This window comes from Dactylosporangium sp. NPDC049742 (genome assembly GCF_040674675.1).
Classification (GTDB): Bacteria; Actinomycetota; Actinomycetes; order Mycobacteriales; family Micromonosporaceae; genus Dactylosporangium; species Dactylosporangium maewongense.
In genome coordinates, this window is record NZ_JBFANF010000001.1 from 596,193 (window position 1) to 615,964 (window position 19,772).

The window sequence follows — 19,772 nt, forward strand, 5'->3', positions numbered from 1 at the left end:
GAAGAAAGGGGCGCGTCCTTGACTGGACCGGACCGGCCGGCGAAGGTGCTGCTCGTCGACGACCGGCGGGACAATCTCCTCGCCCTGGAGGCGATCCTGCAGGGGTTGCCGGTCCAGGCCGTCGCCGCCGAGAGCGGCGAGGACGCCCTCAAGCACCTGCTGGTGGACGACTTCGCCCTGATCCTGCTGGACGCGCAGATGCCGACGATGGACGGCTTCGAGACCGCCCGGCACATCAAGCGCCGCGAGCGGACCCGGCACGTGCCGATCATCTTCCTCACCGCGGCCGACCGTGACTCGCATCTGGCGCTTCGCGGGTACGCGGCCGGCGCCGTCGACTACCTCACGAAGCCCTTCGACCCATGGGTGCTCCGAGCGAAGGTGTCCGTGTTCGTCGAGCTGTGGACGAAGACCTCGCAGCTCGCGGCGCAGTCCGAGCTGGTCAAGGCCCGGGACGGCGAGCTGCGGGCCGCCGGGGTCGCCGTCGACGAGGCCACCGCGCTGCTGAAGGCCGGGCTGGCCGCCGGCGGGGAGGTCGGCCGCTCGCAGGTGGAGAAGGCGATGGAGGCGCTGACCAGAGCCTTCAGGCAGGTTCCTGGATCATCAGTGCGCCCCTGAGGCCCGTGATGTCCAGGACGCGGATCAGGAACGCCCCGACGTTGGTCAGCACCAGATAGCTCTGTGCCATGGTCGCCTTGCGGCTGAGGACCACGAGCGTGCCGAGGCCCTGCGAGTCGCAGAACGTCACGCCGCCCATGTCGAGGACGACCCGCTGCGGGGCGTCGCCGCCGAGGATCTCATCGACGGTTGTCGCCAGCCGCTGGACCGTGGACATGTCGATCTCGCCCGCGAGCGATACCACGGTCTCGGTCGGCGCACGCCGCACTGTGACGGAAAGCTCCGGTCGATCCACCCGCACAGCCTAACGTGGATCAGCGCCCGCAGTGGCGTCGGGCACAGGCCGCCCGGGGGCGGTCGGCGTCGCCTCGGGCAGGCTGTCAGAATGGGCAGGCTGTGACAGCTTTTGACTCCGCCGGCCTCGGCCCCTACGCGGGTGACGCTCCGGCTTCGCAGGCACTGTTCGACCGCGCTCAGGCCATCGTGCCGGGTGGGGTGAATTCACCTGTCCGGGCGTTCCGCGCGGTCGGTGGCACCCCCAGGTTCATGGTCAGTGGCGAGGGCTGCTGGCTCACCGACGCCGACGGGCGACGCTATGTCGACCTGGTCTGCTCGTGGGGGCCGCTGATCCTCGGCCACGCGCACCCCGAGGTGATCGGTGCGATCACCGCCGCGGCCGCGCACGGCACCAGCTTCGGCACCCCGACACCGGGCGAGGTGGCGCTCGGCGAGGAGATCGTCGCGCGCACCCCGGTCGAGCAGGTCCGCCTGGTCAACTCCGGCACCGAGGCCACGATGAGCGCGCTCCGGCTCGCCCGCGGCTTCACCGGCCGGCCCAAGGTGGTCAAGTTCGCCGGCTGCTACCACGGTCACGTCGACGCGCTGCTCGCCGCCGCCGGGTCCGGGGTCGCGACCCTCGCGCTGCCCGACTCGCCCGGCGTCACCGGTGCGGCGGCGGGGGACACCATCGTCCTGCCGTACAACGACATCGCCGCCGTCGAAGCGGTCTTCGCCGCCGAGGGCGACCTGATCGCGGCCGTGATCACCGAGGCGGCCTGCGGCAACATGGGCGTCGTCGCGCCGCACGACGGGTTCAACGGCAAGCTCGCCGAGCTCGCCCACCGCCACGGCGCGCTGCTCATCCTCGACGAGGTCATGACCGGCTTCCGGGTCAGCCGGGCCGGCTGGACCGGCCTCGAGCCCGTCGACGCCGACCTGTGGACCTTCGGCAAGGTCATGGGCGGCGGGCTGCCGGCCGCCGCGTTCGGCGGTCGCGCCTCGATCATGGCGCACCTCGCCCCGGCCGGCCCGGTCTACCAGGCCGGCACGCTGTCGGGCAATCCGCTCGCCTGCGCGGCCGGCCTCGCGACCCTGCGACTGGCGACCCCCGAGGTCTATGCGCAGCTCGACGCGACGGCGGCCACGATCGGCAAGCTGTCCTCCGATGCGCTGGCCGCGGCGGGTGTACCGCACACGCTCGCCACCGCCGGCAGCATGTTCTCGATCTTCTTCACGGCGCAGCCGGTGCGGAACTACGACGACGCGCGCACGCAGGACGTGGCGGCGTTCAAGGCGTTCTTCCACTCCATGCTGTCCCGGGGTGTCTACCTGCCGCCCAGCGCCTACGAGTCGTGGTTCGTCTCCACCGCGATCGGCGCCGAGGCCCTGGACGTCATCGCGGCCGCGCTCCCGCACGCCGCCCGCGCCGCCGCGGCCGCCTCGGCGGGCCTCTCATGACGACGAAGACGATCGTGCACGTGCTGCGGCACGGTGAGGTGCACAACCCGGAGAAGATCCTCTACGGCCGCCTTCCCGGCTACCGGCTGTCGGAGCTCGGCGTGCAGATGGCCAAGGCCGCCGCCCAGGCCGTCGCCGAGAAGGACATCACCTACGTGGTGGCGAGCCCGCTGGAGCGTGCCCAGCAGACCGCGTCGCCGATCGCCGACCAGTTCGGGCTGCCGATCGCCGTCGACGAGCGGCTCATCGAGAGCGGCAACTTCTTCGAGGGCAAGCGGGTCGGCGCCGGCGACGGCGCGCTCCGCGACCCCCGCAACTGGTGGGTGCTGCGCGACCCGGTGACGCCGTCGTGGGGTGAGCCGTACACGGCGATCGCCTCGCGCATGTTCGCCGCGCTGATGGCCGCCCGGGAGGCCGCCGAGGGCCACGAGGCCGTGTGCGTGTCGCACCAGCTGCCGATCTGGACGCTGCGCCGGCACGTCGAGCGCCGGCGGCTGTGGCACGACCCCCGCAAGCGCGAGTGCAACCTCGCCAGCTACACCAGCTTCCACTTCGAGGACACGAAGATCGTCGGGGTGGCGTACAGCGAACCGGCCGCGCACCTCGTCGCCATGTCGCCGGGCGCGCGCGACGCGAAGGGTGCATGATGCGGGCTCGCTTCCTGTGGATCCTCGTCGCCTGCGTCTTCCTGGCCGCCTGCGACAGCGCCGCCCCGCAGAACGCCCTCGGCAGCCGCAAGATCGCTGCCTCCGACCGGGTGGCGGCGCCGGCGATGCGCGGCGACTTCATGGACCGCGCCGGCTCGTTCGACCTCGCCCAGCACAAGGGCGAGGTCGTCGTGATCAACTTCTGGGCGTCCTACTGCGCGCCGTGCCGCACCGAGGCGCCTGAGCTGGAGAAGGTGTACGGCGCGACCAAGGGCGACGGCGTCGTCTTCGTCGGCGTGAACGTCCGCGACCAGCGCGACCCCGCCGCCTCCTTCCTGGCCGACGTGAAGCCGACGTACGGCAGCATCTTCGACCCGCCGGGCGAGCTGCCGCTGAACTTCGCCGTGCCGCCCAACACGATCCCCGCCACGCTGGTCATCGACCGCGGCGGCCGGGTCGCCGCCGTCATCCGCTCCCAGGTCGACCAGAAGCTGCTCGAGCCGATCGTGCGCGACCTGGTCGCCGAGCAGGCCTGATGGTCCTCGCCGGCGTCTTCGACTTCACCACCAGCGGCCCGCTGGTCGGTGCGATCGCCGTCGCCGTCCTCGCCGGGCTGGCCAGCTTCCTGTCGCCGTGCATCCTGCCGCTCGTGCCCGGCTACCTCTCCTACGTCACCGGCCTCGCCGGCGCCGACCTCGACTCCGGGCAGCGCCGGGGCCGGGTCGTCGCCGGCGTCTCGCTCTTCATCGCCGGGTTCACGGCCGTCTTCGTCACCCTCATCGTCCTCGCGACCAGCGCCGCCATGCAGCTCATGGTCCACCGCCGGACGATCGAGATCGTCTCGGGCGTGATCGTCATCGTCCTCGGTCTGGCCTTCATCGGCCTCGTGCCGGGGCTGGAGCGGCAATGGCGGATCCAGCGGCTCCCGGCCGCAGGGCTGGTCGGCGCCCCCGTCTTCGGCGTCGTCTTCGCCCTCTCCTGGGCGCCGTGCACCGGCCCGACGCTCGCCGCGATGATCGCGCTCGGCTCCACCAGCGGCTCGCAGGCACGGGCGGTGACCCTCGCCATCGCGTACAGCCTCGGCATCGGCCTGCCCTTCATCGCGGTCGGGCTGGGCTTCCAGCGGCTCATCGGGGTCATCAAGTTCATCCGCCGCAACAGCCGCTGGGTGACCCGCGTCGGCGGCGCCCTGCTCGTCCTCGTCGGCGTCGCGCTCATCACCGGCGTCTGGCACTCGCTCATGATCGCCCTCACGGCCAGCTTCGGGCCGGGATTGGTGCCACTGTGACGCGCTGGCTCGTGTCCGTGTGCCGGCGCGCCTGGCGCCAGCTGACCTCGATGCGCACCGCGCTGGTGCTGCTGTTCCTGCTCGCCGTCGCCGCCATCCCCGGCTCGGTCCTGCCGCAGCGCAACGTGTCGCCCGAGCAGGTCCGGCAGTACCTGCGGGACAACCCCGACTGGGGCCCGACGCTGGACCGGTTCTTCTTCTTCGACGTGTACGCCTCGCCGTGGTTCTCGGCGATCTACCTGCTGCTCTTCACGTCGCTCGTCGGCTGCCTGGTGCCCCGCTTCCGGGCGCACTTCGTCGCCATGGTGCGCAAGCCTCCACCCGCACCGGCCCGCTTCGCCCGGCTGCCCGCGTCGGCCCTGGATCTGCCCGCTGCGCCGGCTTCCTCGGTGCTGTCGGTGCTGCGGCGCCGGCGGTTCCGGACCGTCGTCCGGACCTCCGGTGACGTCACCGAGATCAGCGCGGAGAAGGGGTACCTCAAGGAGACCGGCAACCTGGTCTTCCACTTCGCGCTGCTGTCGCTGCTGATCGGCGTCGCGTACGGGTCGTGGTTCGGCTGGCACGGCAACCGGCTGCTCATCCAGGGGCAGGACTTCGCCTTCTGCAACACCCTGCTCAACTACGACGAGCACGCCCTCGGCGCCCAGGTCGGCGAGGGCGACCTGCCCCGCTTCTGCGTGCGGATGGACAAGTTCGCCGCCACGTACCTCGACAACGGCCAGCCCGTCACCTACAAGGCCGACGTGACCGTCACCGAGCGGGGCCGCTCCTCCAAGCACGTGCTGCAGGTCAACGACCCGCTGCGCCTCTCGGGCGCCAACGTGTCGCTGCTCGGCCACGGGTACGCCCCCCGGCTGCGTTACACCGACAAGTACGGCAAGTCGCACGAGCAGGTCGCCGCCTTCCTGCCCAAGGACGGGATGCTCACCAGCGACGGCGTCGCCACCTTCCCGGACGTCAACCTGAACCCGTCGACCGGCACCCGCGACGAGAAGGCCCAGATCGGCTTCTCGGGCGTCTACCTGCCCACCCTGCCGTCCGACCCCTCGGTCGCGTCGTCGGCCTTCCCCGCCGAGAACGACCCGCGTCTCATGCTGCAGGCGTACCGCGGCGTCCTCGGCTTCGACGCTGGCGCGCCCCTGTCCGTGTACACGCTGGACCAGCGCCAGATCGACGCGAAGCGCCTCAGCCCCTTCGGCGACCCGATCATGCTCAAGCCCGGCGACAAGGGCACCCTCCCGGACGGCACGACGGTCGAGTTCCTCGGCACCGAGCAGTGGATCAGCATCTCGATCCGCCACGACCCCGGCCAGCCGATCGTCCTGGGCGGCGCGGCCGCGCTGCTGCTCGGCCTGCTGGGCTCCCTCACCGGCAAGCGCCGCCGCGTGTTCTTCCGGATCACCCCGACCGGCATGTCCGCGGGCGGCCTGCCGCGCGGCGACTACCCGGGCTTCGCCGAGGAGTTCGCGTCCATCGTGGCCGCGGTGACCCCTGCCGCCACCGTGCCGGACCAGGTGGCGCAGACTGACGCTGACGTCAAGGAGGTCGTTTGATGGGTGGGTTGTCCAATCAGCTGCTGGTCGTCACGATCTTCAGCTACGTCCTGGCCATGCTGGCGTACGCCGTCGAATACGCGTTCGGCGCCCGCAGCCTCGTCGGCCAGCGCGCGCTGATGACTGCTGACGCCCCAGCGGTCGAAGCCATCCCGGTGGCCGCTGCGGCTTCCACTTCTTCCGCGCATTCTTCTTCTCTGTCCTCCGCTTCCTCTTCCCCCGCGGACATTTCCGATTTTTCGGATAAGCCGGACTCTTCGGGTTCGGGTCTTCGGTGGGCGGGCGTCGCGGCCGTCGGTCTCACCGTCCTCGGCTACCTGGCCCACGTCGGCGCCCTGGTCACCCGCGGCATCGCCGCCGACCGCGCCCCCTGGGGCAACATGTACGAGTTCGTCATGACCGCCACCCTCGTCGGCGTCTCCGCCTGGCTGGTCGTGCTGTTCAAGTGGCGCAACCTCCGGCACCTGGGCCTCTTCGTCACCCTGGTCGCGTCGATCCTGCTGTCGATCGCCGGCATGACGCTGTACGTCCCGGTCGGCCCCCTCGTCCCCGCGCTCCAGTCCTACTGGCTCGTCATCCACGTCGGCGCCGCCTCGATCGCCTCGGGCATCTTCCTCGTCGGCTTCGTCGCCGCCGCCATGCACCTGATCCGCACCGGCCACGACCAGGGCAAGCGCAACTTCCCGTACAGCCTCGGCGAGCGCATCCCCCAGGCCGACACCCTCGAACGCGTCACCTTCCGCGTCCACGCCTTCGCCTTCCCCATCTGGACCTTCGGCGTCATCGCCGGCGCCATCTGGGCCGAGGCAGCCTGGGGCCGATACTGGAACTGGGACCCCAAGGAGGTCTGGTCCTTCATCGCCTGGGTCGTCTACGCCTGCTACCTCCACGCCCGCTCCACCCCGAGCGTCAGCCGCCGCATCACCTCCTGGATCGCCGTAGTCGGCTGGCTGACCATGCTCGTCAACCTCTTCGGCGTCAACCTCGTAGCCAGCGGCCTCCACTCCTACGCCGGCGTCTGACCCTCACCCCACACCGCTGATCCGCCCACCGTCACTTGATCGAAGGCGGGATCCGGCCACCACTACGGCCAGATCCCTCCTTCGATCTCTCCACGCCCGCCACCCAACCACCGGCGGCCCGCTCACGTCACCTACGCCTGTTGCATGCGCCATCCCTCGAGCGTTCGCCGGATCGATCCGCCCGGGCGCAGGCCCAACGCCCTTGAGCGCTTGCGTGGACGCGAGCCTTCGCGCGGGGCTTGGGCATGGGCATTCACATCCCGCGGGAGCCGATCATTCCGCGGAGGGTCGGCAAGCGTCCGGCACCCGCGGGCGGGCCTGACCTCTACCTCGCCCGTACGACGTCGCCGATCGACCCGCAGCGGGTTGGTGCTTCTTCAGTCCACGTTGGTGGCTCGCGCACGGTTGGCAGTTTGAGGCGGCTTGCGGGTGCTGCGTGAACGCCAACGCCCAACGCAAGCCTGCGCCCACGCGAACACTCAACCCCTGCGTGAACGTCAACACGGATGCCAAACGCCCACGGCCGTACGAGGTCCTGCGCCCGACGCCCGCGAACGCCCGACGCCTGCGTGAACGCCAGCGCCCGAACGCCAGCGCCCACGGCCACGCGAGGTCCCATCGCCGATGGTCGCCTCCGACGCCTGCGCGGAACGTCGACGCCTGCATGCGACGCCGGCGTGGACGTTGACCTCCCCGCGAAGGCCCCGCGCCTGACGCCAGCGACGCCCGCGAAGGCCGCGCGCCCGAAGCCTGACGCCTGACGCCTGACGGAACGTCAACGCCCAACGCGAAGGCCCGCGCCCGCGCGAACGCTCAACGCCTAGGGGAACGTCAACGCGGATGCCTGACGCCCACGGCTGCGCGGGTCCCGCATCTGATGTCCGTGTCCGACGCTGCGTGGAACGTCGACGTCGGCGTGCGACGCCTGCGTGGACGTTGACGTCCGTGCGGAGGCCCCGCGTCCGACGCCCGCGACGCCCGTGAAGGCATCGCCCGCGACGTCCGTGAAGGCCTCGCGTGCGATGTCGGCGTGGACGTTGACGTCCTTGCAAAGCCCCCGGGCTCGACGCCAGCGAAGTTCGCGGGAAGGCTTGATGTCCGACGGCAGGGTGGATGTCAGCGCCCGACGCCAGCGATGTCCGTGCGAGGGCTTCGTGTCCGACGCCCGCGTCCGACGCCTGCGTGGAACGTCCACGCCTGCGTGCGACGCCAGCGTGGACGTTGACCTCCTCGCGAAGGCTCCGCGCCCGAAGCCTGACGCCTGCGGGAACGGTCAACGCCCAACGCGAAGGCCCGCGCCCGCGCGAATGCTCAACGCCTAGGGGAACGTCAACGCGGATGCCTGACGCCCGCGGCTGCGCGAGGCCCGCGCCCTGATGCCCGCGTCCGACGCCTGCGCGGAACGTCGACGTCGGCGTGCGACGCCGGCATGGACCTTGACGTCCGTGCGAAGGCCCCGCGTCCGACGCCAGCGACGCCCTGCGAAGGCCCCGCCAGTGGCGCTCACGAGGCCCCGCGTCCGACGCCAGCGACGCCCTGAAGGCCTCGCCAGCGGCGCTCACGAGGCCCCGCGTGCGATGCCGGCGTGAACGTTGACGTCCTTGTAAAGCCCTCCGAGCTCGACGCCAGCGACGTTCGCGGGATGGCTCCATGTCCGACGGCAGGGTGGACGTCAGCGCCCGACGGCAGCGACGTCCGTACGCAGGCTTCGTGTCCGACGGCAGCGACGTCCGTGCGAGGCCCTGCGCCTGACACCAGTGATGTCCGTGGGAAGGCTTCGCGTTCGACTGCAGCGTGGACGTCAGCGCCCGGTGCGGATGGCAGCGTCGACGTTGACGCGGGCGAGGTCGAGGTCGAGGGCGGGGAGGTGGGGTCAGGGGCGGAGGCCGCCTAAGACGGTCAGGTCGAGGAGGGCGAACACGAAGAGTGCGATCCCCACGAAGCCGTTGGCGGTGAAGAAGGCTCGGTTGACGCGGGACAGGTCGTCGGGGCGGACGATGGCGTGCTCGTAGATGAAGGCGACGGCCGTGGCGGCCAGGCCGATCCACCACAGCCAGCCGAGGTCGACGAGCTGGCCGAACCACACGAACAGGCCGAACGTCACCACGTGGGCGGCGCTGGACAGATGGAGGGCGAAGGGGACGCCGTAGCGGGACGGGACGGAGTGGACGCCGATCTCGCGGTCGACGGTGGCGTCCTGGCAGGCGTAGATGAGGTCGAAGCCGCCGATCCACAGGCCGACCGCGGCGCCGAGCACCCAGGCGGGGGCCGAGCCGCGCAGGTCGCCGGTGACGGCGAGCCAGGCGCCGACCGGGCCGACCATCTGCGCCAGGCCGAGCAGCGCGTGCGGCCAGTTGGTGAAGCGTTTGCCATACGGGTAGAGGACCAGCGGCACCACGGCGAGCGGGGCGAGGATCAGGCACAGCCAGTTGAGCAGGGCGGCGGCGCCGAGGAACACGACGAGGGCGACGGCGGCGCCGGTCCACGCGGTGCGGACGCTGACGGCGCCGGTGACGAGCTCGCGCTGGGCGGTGCGCGGGTTGCGGGCGTCGATGTGGCGGTCGATGATCCGGTTGGCGGCCATGGCGAACGTGCGGGCGCCGACCATCGCGATCGTCACCAGGAGCAGATCGGCCCAGTTGACGTGGCCGCCGTGCACGGTCATCGCGGTCAGCGCCGACAGATAGGCGAACGGCAGCGCGAACACCGAGTGCTCGATCGCGACGAGCCGCAGGAAAGCCTTGACCCGGCTCGGGGGTGCCTCAGCGAGCGTCACTTGAACCCATACTCTCTCCAGCGCTTGTCGACCCGCGCCACGACCTCGGGAGACATGATCATCTCTTCCGGCCAGCCGCGATGGTAGCCCTCCGACGGGCCCTTGCGGGTCGCGTCGAGGCCGGCCTTGCCGCCCCAGAACTGCTGATAGGACGAGTGGTCGAGGTGGTCGACTGGGCCCTCGGTGATCAGCAGGTCGTGCTTGTAGTCGACGTTGCCGAAGGCGCGGAAGGCGACCTCGGCGTAGTCGTGCACGTCGCAGTCCTCGTCGACGACCACGATCAGCTTCGACAGCGACAGCAGGTGCGCGCCCCAGATGGCGCTCATCACCTTCTGCGCGTGCTTCGGATAGCGCTTGCGGATCGACACGATCACGCAGTTGTGAAACACGCCGGCCGCGGGCAGGTCGTAGTCGACGATGTCGGGGATCATGATCTTCAGCAGGGGCAGGAAGATCCGCTCGGTCGCCTTGCCGAGGCCCAGGTCCTCCTGCGGCGGCTTCGACGTGATGATCGAGTGGTAGATCGGCTGCTTGCGGGTCGTCATGCACTCGACGTGCAGCACCGGGAAGTCCTCGACCGGCGTGTAGAACCCGGTGTGGTCGCCGAACGGCCCCTCGGGCAGGCGCTCGCCGGGCTCCAGATAGCCCTCGAGCACGATCTGTGCGTTGGCCGGCACCTGCAGCGGCACGGTCAGGCAGTCGACCATCTCGACCCGCTCGCCGCGCAGGAACCCGGCGAACAGGTATTCGTCGATGTCGGAGGGCAGCGGGGCGCTCGCCGAGTAGGAGACGACGGGGTCGGCGCCGATGGCGATCGCGACCGGCAGCCGCTGCCCGAGCCGCTCGGCCACCGCGTGGTGGGCGGTCGAGTCCTTGTGGATCTGCCAGTGCATGCCGAGCGTGTTGTGCGAGTGCTGCTGCAGCCGATAGAGCCCGAGATTGCGCTTGCCGGTCTCGGGGTGCTTCGTGTGGGTCAGCCCGAAGTTGTGGTAGATCCCGCCGTCGTCGGGCCAGATCTGCAGGCCGGGGAGCCGGTTGAGGTCCACCTGGTCGCCCTTGTAGACGACCTCCTGGCAGGGCGCGGTCTTCACGTGCTTCGGCGGCACGGCCTTGAGCTGCAGCAGCTTGCCGATGCCTTCGCGGATGCCCGCCCAGCCGACCGGCAGCTCCGGCTTGACCAGCGACCCGATGCGCTCGCCGACCTCGTCGAGATGGGAGACGCCGAGCGCCATCGCCATCCGCCGCTCGGTGCCGAACAGGTTGATCGCGACCGGCATGTCGCCACGTGTCGGCCGGTCGAACACGAGCGCCGGTCCGCCCGCCCGGACGGTCCGCGTGACGATCTCGCTGACCTCCAGGTGCGGGTCGACGGGTGCGGACACGCGATGCAGCTCACCCGCCCGCTGGAGGTCGGCGAGGAAGTCGTTGAGGTCTGCGTACGGAAAGCCGCGTGCCATGCCCACCATCCTGCCAACCCGGTACGACACTTTCCGAGCGGGCTGGTCAGTTGTGGCAGAGTTGACCGCGTGGTGGATCAGCGCAGGCCGTGGGTCGTCGGGGTGTCCGGTGCGTCCGGCACGCCATACGCGGCCGCGGTGATCAGGGCGCTGTTCGACGCGGGCGAGGCCGTCGACCTCGTCGTGTCACGCGCCGCCCGGCTCACGATCCTCGACGAGACCGGCGCACCCTTCCGCGACGCTCACTGGAAGGACGACCTGGCCACCTGGGTGGGGCGGGAAGCGACCGAAGCAGACGTCGCCTACTGGCCCGCCGGTGATCTCGCCGCCGGTCCCAGCAGCGGGTCGTACCAGGTCAAGGGCATGCTCGTCGTGCCGGCGAGCACCGCGGCGTGCGCCGGTATCGCGATCGGCCTCTCCAAGGACCTGCTGCAGCGGGCTGCCGAGGTCAACCTCAAGGAGCGCCGCCCAGTGGTCGTCGTCCCGAGGGAGACCCCGGTGACCCGCAGTCACCTGGAGCACCTCATCGCCCTGCATGACGCCGGCGCCGTGGTCCTCCCCGCCAGCCCCGGCTTCTACTCGGCCGGAGCGGCGGCCACGGCCGCCCAACTCGTTGACTTCATCGCCGGCAAGGTCCTCGACGCTGCCGGCGTCACTCATACCTTGTTCACTCGTTGGTCGGGTGAACTCGGCCATTCCCGTTAGAGGTGTCGTCGAGCGACTCGTCTCCTTCGAGCAGTGCCCGCACCTCGGATTCCCGGAACCGCCGGTGTCCCCCCGGGGTTCGGATGCTGCTGATCCGGCCAGCCGCAGCCCAGCGTGTCACCGTTTTGGGGTCGACACGAAACAAGGCGGCGACTTCGCCGGGCGTCAGCAGACGATCTCCCGTCTCCACGGCCCCTCCTTAACCCATGGGTGGCTCGATCGGGCCCGCGCACCCCCATGCGGCAAGCTGAAAGCACGAGTCATCCTGGGATGTACGCCCATTACAGCACCGCTAGCGTGCCGTGTCCGGGAAACGAGGAAATCGCACGTGTTGGGTAATTAGCTGTGCTAAAACCCTGACCATTAGGCTGGACGCGATGGATGCGATCGATCGACAACTCATCGACCTGCTTCGAGACAACGCCCGGCTTCCATACGCGGAGCTGGCCCGGAAGGTCGGCCTGTCCGCGCCGGCCGTGCACGAACGCGTCGGCAAGCTCGAGTCGTCGGGGGTCATTCGGGGCTACCGCGCCGAGATCCACCCGGAGGCCATGGGGCTGCCGCTGACCGCCGTCATCGGCATCGTGCACGACAGCAACGGCGACACCGACGACATCCTCGAGGCCCTCCGCGAGCACCAGGAGATCGAATCCTGCTACTTCATGGCGGGCGAGGAATCGTTTCTGTGCAAGGCGCGCGTGAAGACGATCGGCGACCTGGAACGGCTCATCATCGACCTCAACCGCGTCAAAGGCATCGCCCGCACCCGCACGGCGATCGCCCTCTCCACGAAGTGGGAAGGCCGCACCCAGCCCCCGGCCTAGGCCAGCGTCGCAAGCCCGGGATAGTCGACCACATAACCCTCCGCGTCCAGCTCCAGGTCGGCCGTGAAACCCTCCGACGAATAGCGGACCCGTCGGCCGGGCAGCACCTCGTACACCTGCTGCAACGGCAACACGGCCAAGCTGGGCAGCAGGACCCACGCCGCCTCGATCGTCGCCACCGTGCCGGGCTCCGCGCGGTGCAGGCCCAGCCGGCGCACGGGTAACGTGTTGGTCAGCGGGGAGTTGTAGAGGTCGACGTCGAGCACCTGATGCAGCCGGTCGGGCTCCTCGACGCCCGCGAACGGCGCCGTCGGCAGCACCTGCTCCAGATCGCCCTGCTCGCCGGTGGTGACCCGCCACCGGCCCGCGGCCCGCTCCATGCGCAGCGTCCGTCGCCAGCCCGCACCCTCGGCCGTCACCTCCAGCCGCGTGCTCGCCCAGCCCTCGTCGGTGTGCAGGTCATATCGGCACGAATACAACGCGTTGTCGGCGGCGAACGCCATGCCCTTGGCATAGAGCCCGCGGCGGTCGTCGAGCGTGACGAACTCGCCGCCTGTCGTGTCGGTCCGCTGCCACGCGAACGCCCGAGGAAGCACCGTCATGCGTCGACGCTATCCGATGGGTACGACAAAAAGGCGGTCCGCACCAAACGCGGACCGCCCTTGTCGTCAGCGACTAACGCCGTGGACGACGATCATGGTCGTGATTCGGCCGCCGGGCCGGACGACCACCGTGCGACGGGGCACTGCGCTGGATGCGCACCGGCACACCGCTCGGCTGCCGAGCGCCCGTGACCTCGGCCAACGCCGGGTCGCCGGCCCGCACCCGCAGCTCGGTCGGGGTGACCCCGGCCTTCGCGAGCAGCGCCGCCGCCCGCCGCCGCTGCCGCGGCAGCACCAGCGTCACGACCGTCCCCGCGGCCCCCGCCCGCGCGGTCCGCCCGGCACGGTGCAGATAGTCCTTCTGGTCACGTGGGAGGTCGACATGTACGACCAGCGACACGTCATCGATGTGGATGCCACGCGCCGCGACGTCGGTCGCCACCAGCACGTTGCACGTGCCCTCTTTGAACTCGGCGAGCGTGCGCGTGCGCACCCGCTGGGTCTTGCCGCCGTGCAGGGCACCGGCCCGCACGCCGACGGCCGCGAACTGTTCGACCAGCTCGTCGACGGCCATCTGCGTCTTCACGAAGAGGATCGTGCGGCCCTTGCGGGCGGCGATCGACGCGGCGATGGCGAACTTGTCATTCGGCGGGACCAGCAGCACGTGGTGGTCCATGGAGCCGACCGAAGCGGTCGGCGGCTCGATCGAGTGCGTGACCGGGTCGACCAGGAAGCGCTTGACCAGCGAGTCGACGTCCTTGTCGAGCGTCGCGGAGAACAGCAGGCGCTGGCCGCCGGCCGGCGTCTGCCCGAGGATCTCGGTGACCTCCGGCAGGAAGCCCATGTCGGCCATCTGGTCGGCCTCGTCGAGCACGGTGACCTCCACCGCGTCGAGCCGGCAGACCCCGCGCTTGATCAGGTCACCGAGGCGGCCGGGCGTCGCGACGAGCACGTCGACCCCCCGCTCGAGCGACCAGATCTGCCGGTCATACGGCACGCCGCCGACGGCGGTCTTGCAGAACAGGCCGAGCGTCTTCGCCAGCGGCGTCAACGCGTCGTTGACCTGCATCGCGAGCTCGCGCGTCGGCACGAGGATCAACGCCTTCGGCGCATGCGGACGGGACCGTCCGCTCGCCGCCAGCCGGGCCAGCAGGGGCAGGCCGAACGCGAGCGTCTTGCCCGAGCCGGTGCGCCCCCTGCCCAGCACGTCGCGGCCCGCGAGGACGTCGGGGACCGTCGCGGCCTGGATGGGGAACGGATCGGTGATGCCCTGGTCGGCGAGTGCGCGCACCAACCTGGCGGGCAGACCGAGGCCGGCGAAGCCCGGCTCATCGGTGGATTCGAAGATGGAGGGGAACGAACTGGGGTCAGCGAGCAGCAAGGAGCTGGGACCTTCCGATTGGAGACCCTTCAGCTTATCCGATCTCGCTCACCGACCCCGCGTCGAGGTGTCGTGCCTCACTATTTCTGCGGTACGCCGCTGAACATGTCCTCCATGAATGACTTGGAGAACGTGACAGCGAGATAACCGCCCACCACGAGCACCACCACGATGACCGCGATGATGACCATGACTTTCAGGTTGCTGGATCGGGCCGGCTCGTCGTCGTCCTCGTCCGCGTCCTGCGTGCCTTGACTCAAGATGTGCCCGGTCAGCGAGCCGGAGTTCTCCAAAGGACTGCTGCCGCCGTCGGCCGAGGCTGTTGTCACCGGGGTGACACCTTGCCCGCCATAGACTGTGCCCGCAGAGCCGCGATGGTTCCGAGCCCATTTTCCGTAGCTTTCCGCCGCGGGCGAAGGGCCCGCGTCGCTCACCACCTGGGTCTCGTCGGACGCAGGCGGGGGGATCGCGGGCGGCTGCTGATGCGGCGGAGGAGACGGGTTGGCGGGTGCGCCGCTCGACGGGTAGACGGAGCCGGGCGTCCTGTCGTTGGACGGCCGGTCGTCCCGCTCGGGACCCGCCGACGGCGGCTCGGACGGGGACCAGGCTGGCGCGCCCCAGCCTGTCTGCTGCAGCGGGGGCAGCTCGGGCTGGGCGGTCGGCACCGAGTAGGCGGGCGGGCCGTCGGAGGAAGGCGGCGGCGCCCAGCCCTGCCCGGAGTCCGGCGAAGACGGGGGCGGCGCCCAGGCGGAAGCCGCGGGCGCGGCAGGAGAGGAGGGAGCCGAGGACGCAGGCGGCGCGGGGGGTTCCGCGGCCCAGCTCGGCGCGAACGGCGCCGACACCGAGTCAGTGGTCGCCGGTGGGGGCATCCAGCCTGACGACTGCCCACCGGGAGCCCAGTTCGGCGGCGCCGACACCGGCGGCGTCGAGTCCGATGGGCTCGCCGAGGGGATGGAGAAGGCCGGCGGAGACGAGACCGGAGGCATGGAGTCTGACGGTGACGCTGATGGCATGGTGTACGACCCAGCCCCCGAACTAGGTGGCGCAGAACTCGGCGGCGTCGACTGTGACGGCGTCGCGGACGGCATGGTGAACGATCCGGACACAGCGCCCGGCAAGGAGACCGGCGGCATGGAGTCCGACGGTGATGCTGATGGCATGGTGTACGACACTGCCCCGGAGCTCGGCGGCGCCGAAGCGGGCGGCTCCGACGCCGGAGCCCCGTAGGCGGGCGGCGCGAATGGCGGAGTGCCTGCCCCCGGCCCGCCCGCCGGCGGCGGTGCGAACGCAGGAGGGGCGAACGGCGGAGTGCTGGACGCCGGTCCACTCGAGGTGGGTGGTGCGAACGCGGGCGGCGTCGAGTCCGACGGCGGCGCGAACGCGGGTGGGGCCGAGGCTGGTGCGCCGAATGCGGGTGGGGCCGAGGTCGGTCCACCTGAGGTCGGCGGTGCGAATGCTGGTGGTGCCGAGTCGGATGACGGCGGCGGTGCGAACGCGGGCGGGGCGAACGGCGGGGTGCTGGACGCCGGTCCACCTGAGGTGGGTGGTGCGAACGCCGGCGGGGCCGAGGCTGGTGCGCCGAACGCGGGTGGGGCCGAGGCCGGTGCGCCCGAGGTCGGTGGTGCGAACGCCGGCGGGGCCGAGTCGGATGACGGCGGCGGGGCGAATGCGGGTGGGGCGAACGGCGGGGTGTTGGACGCTGGCCCGCCTGAGGTGGGTGGTGCGAACGCGGGCGGCGTCGAGTCCGACGACGGCGGCGCGAACGCGGGCGGGGCGAACGGCGGGGTGTTGGACGCCGGCGCGCCCGAGGTGGGTGGTGCGAACGCCGGTGGTGCCGAGGCTGGTGCGCCGAATGCGGGTGGGGCCGAGGCCGGTCCACCTGAGGTCGGCGGTGCGAACGCAGGCGGGGCCGAGTCGGACGGCGACGGCGGGGCGAAGGGTGGGGTGCTGGAGGCCGGTGCGCCCGAGGTGGGTGGTGCGAACGCCGGTGGGGCTGATGCCGGTTGGGCCGGGGGTGACTGCCAGGAGGGTGCCGGGGGAGAGGAGACCTGTTCGCCCGTCTGGCCGGTGCCTGGCTGCCAACCCTGGGGGGCCGGGGGTGGGGGGGCCCAGCCCTGGCCGGGTGCGGCGGCCCAGCCCTGCTCGGCCGGTGCGGCGGCGGGCTGCTGGCCCTGTGGCTGCTGCCAGCCGGGCTGTGCGGGGGCCGGCGGCGCGGCCCAACCCTGTGCGGGCGGGGTTGACGCCGGCGGGGTGGACCATCCCTGCTGGCCCGGTGCCGGGGGCTGGCCTGGCGTTCCGTAGGTGTTGGGCTGGCCGGGCGTGCCGTACTGGGCGGGCTGGCCTGGAGCGCCGTATTGACCCGCCGGGCCGGGCTGACCGTGCTGAGGTGCCGGGCCGTGCTGACCGTGCTGAGGTGCCGGGCCGGGCTGACCGTGCTGAGGTGCCGGGCCGGGCTGACCGTGCTGAGGCGGCGTGCCGTACTGGCCCGCGGCGCCCTGCTGGCCGGGCTGCGGGGCACCCCACTGACCAGGCTGCCCCGGGGCGCCGTGCTGACCAGGAGCACCCTGCTGTCCCGGAGCGCCGTGCTGACCAGGAGCACCCGGATACCCCGGGGCACCGTGCTGACCAGGGGCACCGTGCTGGGCCGGGGTGCCGTACTGCCCGGGTTGAGCGGGCGTGCCGTACTGGCCCGGCGCACCGGGCTGGGCGGGCGAGCCGTACTGGCCGGGGACGCCGTACTGACCGGGCTGGGCCGGGGTGCCGTGCTGGCCAGGAGCACCCTGCTGTCCTGGAGCGCCGTGCTGACCGGGAACACCCTGCTGACCGGGAACACCCTGCTGACCGGGAACACCCTGTTGGCCGGGAGTGCCGTACTGGGCAGGGGTGCCGTACTGGCCGGGGACGCCGTATTGACCCGCGGGGCCGGGCTGGCCGGGGGTGCCGTACTGCGGCGGGGGCTGGTAGGCCGGGGGCTGCTGGGCCGGGGTGCTGTAGCCGCCGGGGGTGGGCTGGGCCGGGGGAGCCTGCCAGGGCTGCTGCTGCGCGGGGGGCTGGGTCCAGCTCTGGCCGGGCGGGGTCGACACGGGTTGCTGGCCGGCCAGCCAGGGCTGCGGCTGCTGCGGTCCGGCAGGCGGCTGCGGTACACCGGCGGCCGGCTGGGCCCAAGCGGGCGCCTCCTCCTGTCCGGAGGCAGCGGCGGCGGGGCGGCCGGCGTCGGAGGTGCCCCACGGGTGCTGGGAGGACGGCGTCGTGTACGGCGTGGGCGTCTGGAACAACGGCGACGGCGGCTGCGGCCCGGGGCCGGGGAACGGCGGCGACGGCTCGGGTCCGGGGCCGGGGACCGGGGACGGCTCAGGCACCGGGAACGGCTGCGGCGTCGGCTCCGGCTCCGGCACGGGAGTGGGCTCGGGCGCGGGCGGAGTCGGCGGGTACGGCGTCGGGATCGGCTCGGGCTCCGGCGCCGGCGGGAACGGTGCCGGCTCCGGCGTGGGCACCGGCTCCGGGCTCGGGAACGGCGACGGCTCCGGGCCGGGGAGCGGCGACGGCTCCGGCCCCGGGATCGGGTCGACCGGCGCCGCGGCAGGCGAGGCGTCCTGACCAGCGGCGGCGAAGGCGCCGGAGGGAGAGGTGCCCGGACCAGCCATGGACTGCGGGAGGGCCATGGAGGTGCGGTACACGGTCGGGGTGGCGGTGGCGCGGGCGGCCTGCTCGGCCTCCTCGGCGGTCACCGAGTGGGTGCCGGGCACGGAGGCGCTGGCCCGGGCGGCGACCACGGCGGCGGCGAACGCCCCGGCGACCGGCAGCACCACCGGAGCGGAGGAGACCGGTGCGGACGAGCCGGGCGCCATCAGCGGCTCGGCGGGCACGTCGACGACGGGCCGGTCGATCGGCGCGAGCACGGGCTCGGCCGCGGCGGCCGGAGCGGGCTCAGCGGCGGGCGGGAACGGCAGGGACGGCCGCTGCACTGCGAACGGATGCACCACCTGCGGCTCCGACACCGGCGCCTCAGCGGGTGAACCAGCAGGTGAAGCGTCGGCGGCGGGTGCATCGGAGGACGAGGGTGCGCTCCACGGCAGTGCGAACGCGTCCCACGACGACTCCGGCAGCGGCCGCGGCGCCCGCGTCCGGCTCGGCAGCGGCGGCAACGATTCCTCAGCCGAACCAGCGGGCGGGTCCGACGGCGAACCAGCGGCCGGCGACACCGGGTCCTCGATCGACGCGGCGGGAGCCCCGAAGCCCGACACCGGAACCGGCGCGAACGGCGGCGCCGCCACGTCCGAGGACTCCGGCTCCGCGGGGTGGGCTCCGGAGTACGGCGTGGACTCGCCGGGCGGAGGACCGTACGTCCCGGCGACAGGGTCGAAGCTCGGCAGCTGGAACGCCGGCGGCTCGGCGGAGAGCGCGGCGGCGATCACGTCCGCCTCGGGCTCGGCGCGGCGGCGCGGCCCGTCGGGACCGGCCGGCCGCTGCTCGGGCGCCTCGTTCAACGAGCCGCTCGGCGCGGGGCTCAACCCGGCGTCCACGCCGGTGCCGGCGGGGCCCACGCCGGCGGATTGCCCGAGGCCCGCGGGGCTCACGCCGGCGTCCATGCCTTCGGGGGTGTCGGGCGCCTCGGACAGCCCGTCGGATGCGGGCGCGGCGGTGTCGGTCGAGTGGAACGCCGCGACCATCGCCGCGACCTCCGGGTCGTCCTCGTCGTCGTCGGCGTCCGCGAACGGGTCGCCGCCGGGCCAGAGGGCGCCGTCGGTGGGGGTGGGCGGGAGCTCGTACGCCGCGTCGGGGACCACTTCCGCCGGCGTGTCCGGCGGCAGCTCGGCGCCGACCGGTGGCGGTGGCGGCAGCGGCGGCAGGTCGTCGAGTGCTTCCGCGTCGGTGCTGGCCGCCGGGTTCGTGGCCTGCGGCTGCGCGCCGGGCGGGAAGCCGAACGGGGAGCCGGCCCGCACCCCCTCGTCGCGTGCGCCGTCCCGTGTCTCCCGCTCGTCCATTGCTGCCCTCCATGACCGTGCCCTGCCCGGGCGTCATCGCGCTCCCGGCGTGCCCCGCCGCCAGTCACGCGTCCACGGTGCCACATCGAGTCACGGAACGCTGGACCGGACCTCGGTCGGGTTTTGGATCATCCGCCCGTGCGGACGCCGGATTTTGTTCGGAAACGAACGGACCGG

The 19,772-nt window shown here is 72.0% G+C and carries 16 protein-coding genes; 9 read left to right on the plus strand and 7 right to left on the minus strand.

Going from position 1 to position 19,772, the window contains the following annotated elements:
• Nucleotides 1–18: 18 nt before the first annotated feature.
• Entirely contained in the window at nt 19–618 is a 600-nt protein-coding gene (locus AB0J72_RS02725) for a response regulator (RefSeq protein WP_363393650.1), read from the plus strand.
• Here the strand turns inward: AB0J72_RS02725 and AB0J72_RS02730 are convergent.
• The gene (locus tag AB0J72_RS02730) at nt 584–913 is read right to left on the minus strand and encodes an STAS domain-containing protein (protein ID WP_360566448.1); all 330 of its coding nucleotides are present in this window, start codon (nt 911–913) and stop codon (nt 584–586) included. The genes AB0J72_RS02725 and AB0J72_RS02730 overlap by 35 nt on opposite strands.
• Nucleotides 914–1,014: 101 nt before the next feature.
• On the opposite strand from AB0J72_RS02730, the gene hemL reads away from it, so the two are divergent.
• Genes hemL through ccsB form a run of 6 tightly spaced genes read left to right on the plus strand, consistent with a single transcriptional unit; the run spans nt 1,015 to nt 6,865 of the window.
• Nucleotides 1,015–2,355, plus strand: coding sequence for a glutamate-1-semialdehyde 2,1-aminomutase (gene hemL, locus AB0J72_RS02735; protein ID WP_363393652.1), 1,341 nt, complete (start codon nt 1,015–1,017; stop codon nt 2,353–2,355).
• Nucleotides 2,352–3,002 carry a histidine phosphatase family protein gene (locus AB0J72_RS02740; RefSeq protein ID WP_363393654.1) on the plus strand — a complete coding sequence of 217 codons (651 nt, stop codon included), beginning with the start codon at nt 2,352–2,354 and terminating at the stop codon, nt 3,000–3,002. Before hemL ends, AB0J72_RS02740 begins: the two co-directional genes overlap by 4 nt.
• Nucleotides 2,999–3,538, plus strand: a complete 540-nt coding sequence (locus AB0J72_RS02745; RefSeq protein WP_363393656.1) for a TlpA disulfide reductase family protein — start codon at nt 2,999–3,001, stop codon at nt 3,536–3,538. The genes AB0J72_RS02740 and AB0J72_RS02745 overlap by 4 nt, the downstream gene beginning before the upstream one ends.
• On the plus strand, nt 3,538–4,290 hold the full coding sequence (locus tag AB0J72_RS02750; protein WP_363393658.1) for a cytochrome c biogenesis protein CcdA: 753 nt from the start codon (nt 3,538–3,540) through the stop codon (nt 4,288–4,290). Before AB0J72_RS02745 ends, AB0J72_RS02750 begins: the two co-directional genes overlap by 1 nt.
• Entirely contained in the window at nt 4,287–5,843 is a 1,557-nt protein-coding gene (locus AB0J72_RS02755; RefSeq protein WP_363393660.1) for a cytochrome c biogenesis protein ResB, read from the plus strand. The genes AB0J72_RS02750 and AB0J72_RS02755 overlap by 4 nt, the downstream gene beginning before the upstream one ends.
• Nucleotides 5,843–6,865, plus strand: coding sequence for a c-type cytochrome biogenesis protein CcsB (gene ccsB, locus AB0J72_RS02760; RefSeq protein ID WP_363393662.1), 1,023 nt, complete (start codon nt 5,843–5,845; stop codon nt 6,863–6,865). The genes AB0J72_RS02755 and ccsB overlap by 1 nt, the downstream gene beginning before the upstream one ends.
• 1,873 nt (nt 6,866–8,738) lie before the next feature.
• Here ccsB and mqnP read toward each other — a convergent pair.
• Together mqnP and AB0J72_RS02770 are read right to left on the minus strand one after the other, a co-directional pair.
• Entirely contained in the window at nt 8,739–9,641 is a 903-nt protein-coding gene (mqnP, locus tag AB0J72_RS02765) for a menaquinone biosynthesis prenyltransferase MqnP (RefSeq protein WP_363393664.1), read from the minus strand.
• Nucleotides 9,638–11,098 (minus strand): menaquinone biosynthesis decarboxylase, encoded by a 1,461-nt coding sequence (locus AB0J72_RS02770; RefSeq protein ID WP_363393666.1) that lies wholly within the window; start codon nt 11,096–11,098, stop codon nt 9,638–9,640. The genes mqnP and AB0J72_RS02770 overlap by 4 nt, the downstream gene beginning before the upstream one ends.
• Nucleotides 11,099–11,170: 72 nt before the next feature.
• Here AB0J72_RS02770 and AB0J72_RS02775 point away from each other — a divergent pair, with 72 nt between their 5' ends.
• Entirely contained in the window at nt 11,171–11,803 is a 633-nt protein-coding gene (locus tag AB0J72_RS02775; protein WP_363393952.1) for a UbiX family flavin prenyltransferase, read from the plus strand.
• Here AB0J72_RS02775 and AB0J72_RS02780 read toward each other — a convergent pair.
• Nucleotides 11,766–11,993: a BldC family transcriptional regulator gene (locus AB0J72_RS02780; protein ID WP_363393668.1), complete on the minus strand. Its 228-nt coding sequence runs from the start codon at nt 11,991–11,993 to the stop codon at nt 11,766–11,768. The genes AB0J72_RS02775 and AB0J72_RS02780 overlap by 38 nt on opposite strands.
• 187 nt (nt 11,994–12,180) lie before the next feature.
• On the opposite strand from AB0J72_RS02780, the gene AB0J72_RS02785 reads away from it, so the two are divergent.
• Nucleotides 12,181–12,627, plus strand: coding sequence for an Lrp/AsnC family transcriptional regulator (locus tag AB0J72_RS02785; RefSeq protein WP_363393670.1), 447 nt, complete (start codon nt 12,181–12,183; stop codon nt 12,625–12,627).
• On the opposite strand, the gene AB0J72_RS02790 is transcribed toward AB0J72_RS02785, so the two are convergent.
• The 3 genes from AB0J72_RS02790 to AB0J72_RS02800 form a co-directional block, all read right to left on the minus strand.
• Entirely contained in the window at nt 12,624–13,229 is a 606-nt protein-coding gene (locus AB0J72_RS02790) for a putative glycolipid-binding domain-containing protein (RefSeq protein ID WP_363393672.1), read from the minus strand. The two genes, AB0J72_RS02785 and AB0J72_RS02790, sit on opposite strands and share 4 nt — an antisense overlap.
• A 73-nt stretch (nt 13,230–13,302) precedes the next feature.
• Nucleotides 13,303–14,607: a DEAD/DEAH box helicase gene (locus tag AB0J72_RS02795; RefSeq protein ID WP_360566526.1), complete on the minus strand. Its 1,305-nt coding sequence runs from the start codon at nt 14,605–14,607 to the stop codon at nt 13,303–13,305.
• Between the two features lie 83 nt (nt 14,608–14,690).
• Nucleotides 14,691–19,595 carry a hypothetical protein gene (locus tag AB0J72_RS02800; RefSeq protein ID WP_363393675.1) on the minus strand — a complete coding sequence of 1,635 codons (4,905 nt, stop codon included), beginning with the start codon at nt 19,593–19,595 and terminating at the stop codon, nt 14,691–14,693.
• Between the last annotated feature and the right edge of the window lie 177 nt (nt 19,596–19,772).

What these genes read in the sequence shown, in the direction of transcription:
- AB0J72_RS02740 (WP_363393654.1), top strand. Translation starts at nt 2,352, where the DNA reads ATGACGACGAAGACGATCGTGCACGTGCTGCGGCACGGTGAGGTGCAC.
- AB0J72_RS02785 (WP_363393670.1), top strand. Translation starts at nt 12,181, where the DNA reads ATGGATGCGATCGATCGACAACTCATCGACCTGCTTCGAGACAACGCC.
- AB0J72_RS02750 (WP_363393658.1), top strand. Translation starts at nt 3,538, where the DNA reads ATGGTCCTCGCCGGCGTCTTCGACTTCACCACCAGCGGCCCGCTGGTC.
- AB0J72_RS02790 (WP_363393672.1), bottom strand. Translation starts at nt 13,229, where the DNA reads ATGACGGTGCTTCCTCGGGCGTTCGCGTGGCAGCGGACCGACACGACA.
- AB0J72_RS02800 (WP_363393675.1), bottom strand. Translation starts at nt 19,595, where the DNA reads ATGGACGAGCGGGAGACACGGGACGGCGCACGCGACGAGGGGGTGCGG.
- AB0J72_RS02745 (WP_363393656.1), top strand. Translation starts at nt 2,999, where the DNA reads ATGATGCGGGCTCGCTTCCTGTGGATCCTCGTCGCCTGCGTCTTCCTG.
- AB0J72_RS02770 (WP_363393666.1), bottom strand. Translation starts at nt 11,098, where the DNA reads ATGGCACGCGGCTTTCCGTACGCAGACCTCAACGACTTCCTCGCCGAC.
- ccsB (WP_363393662.1), top strand. Translation starts at nt 5,843, where the DNA reads ATGGGTGGGTTGTCCAATCAGCTGCTGGTCGTCACGATCTTCAGCTAC.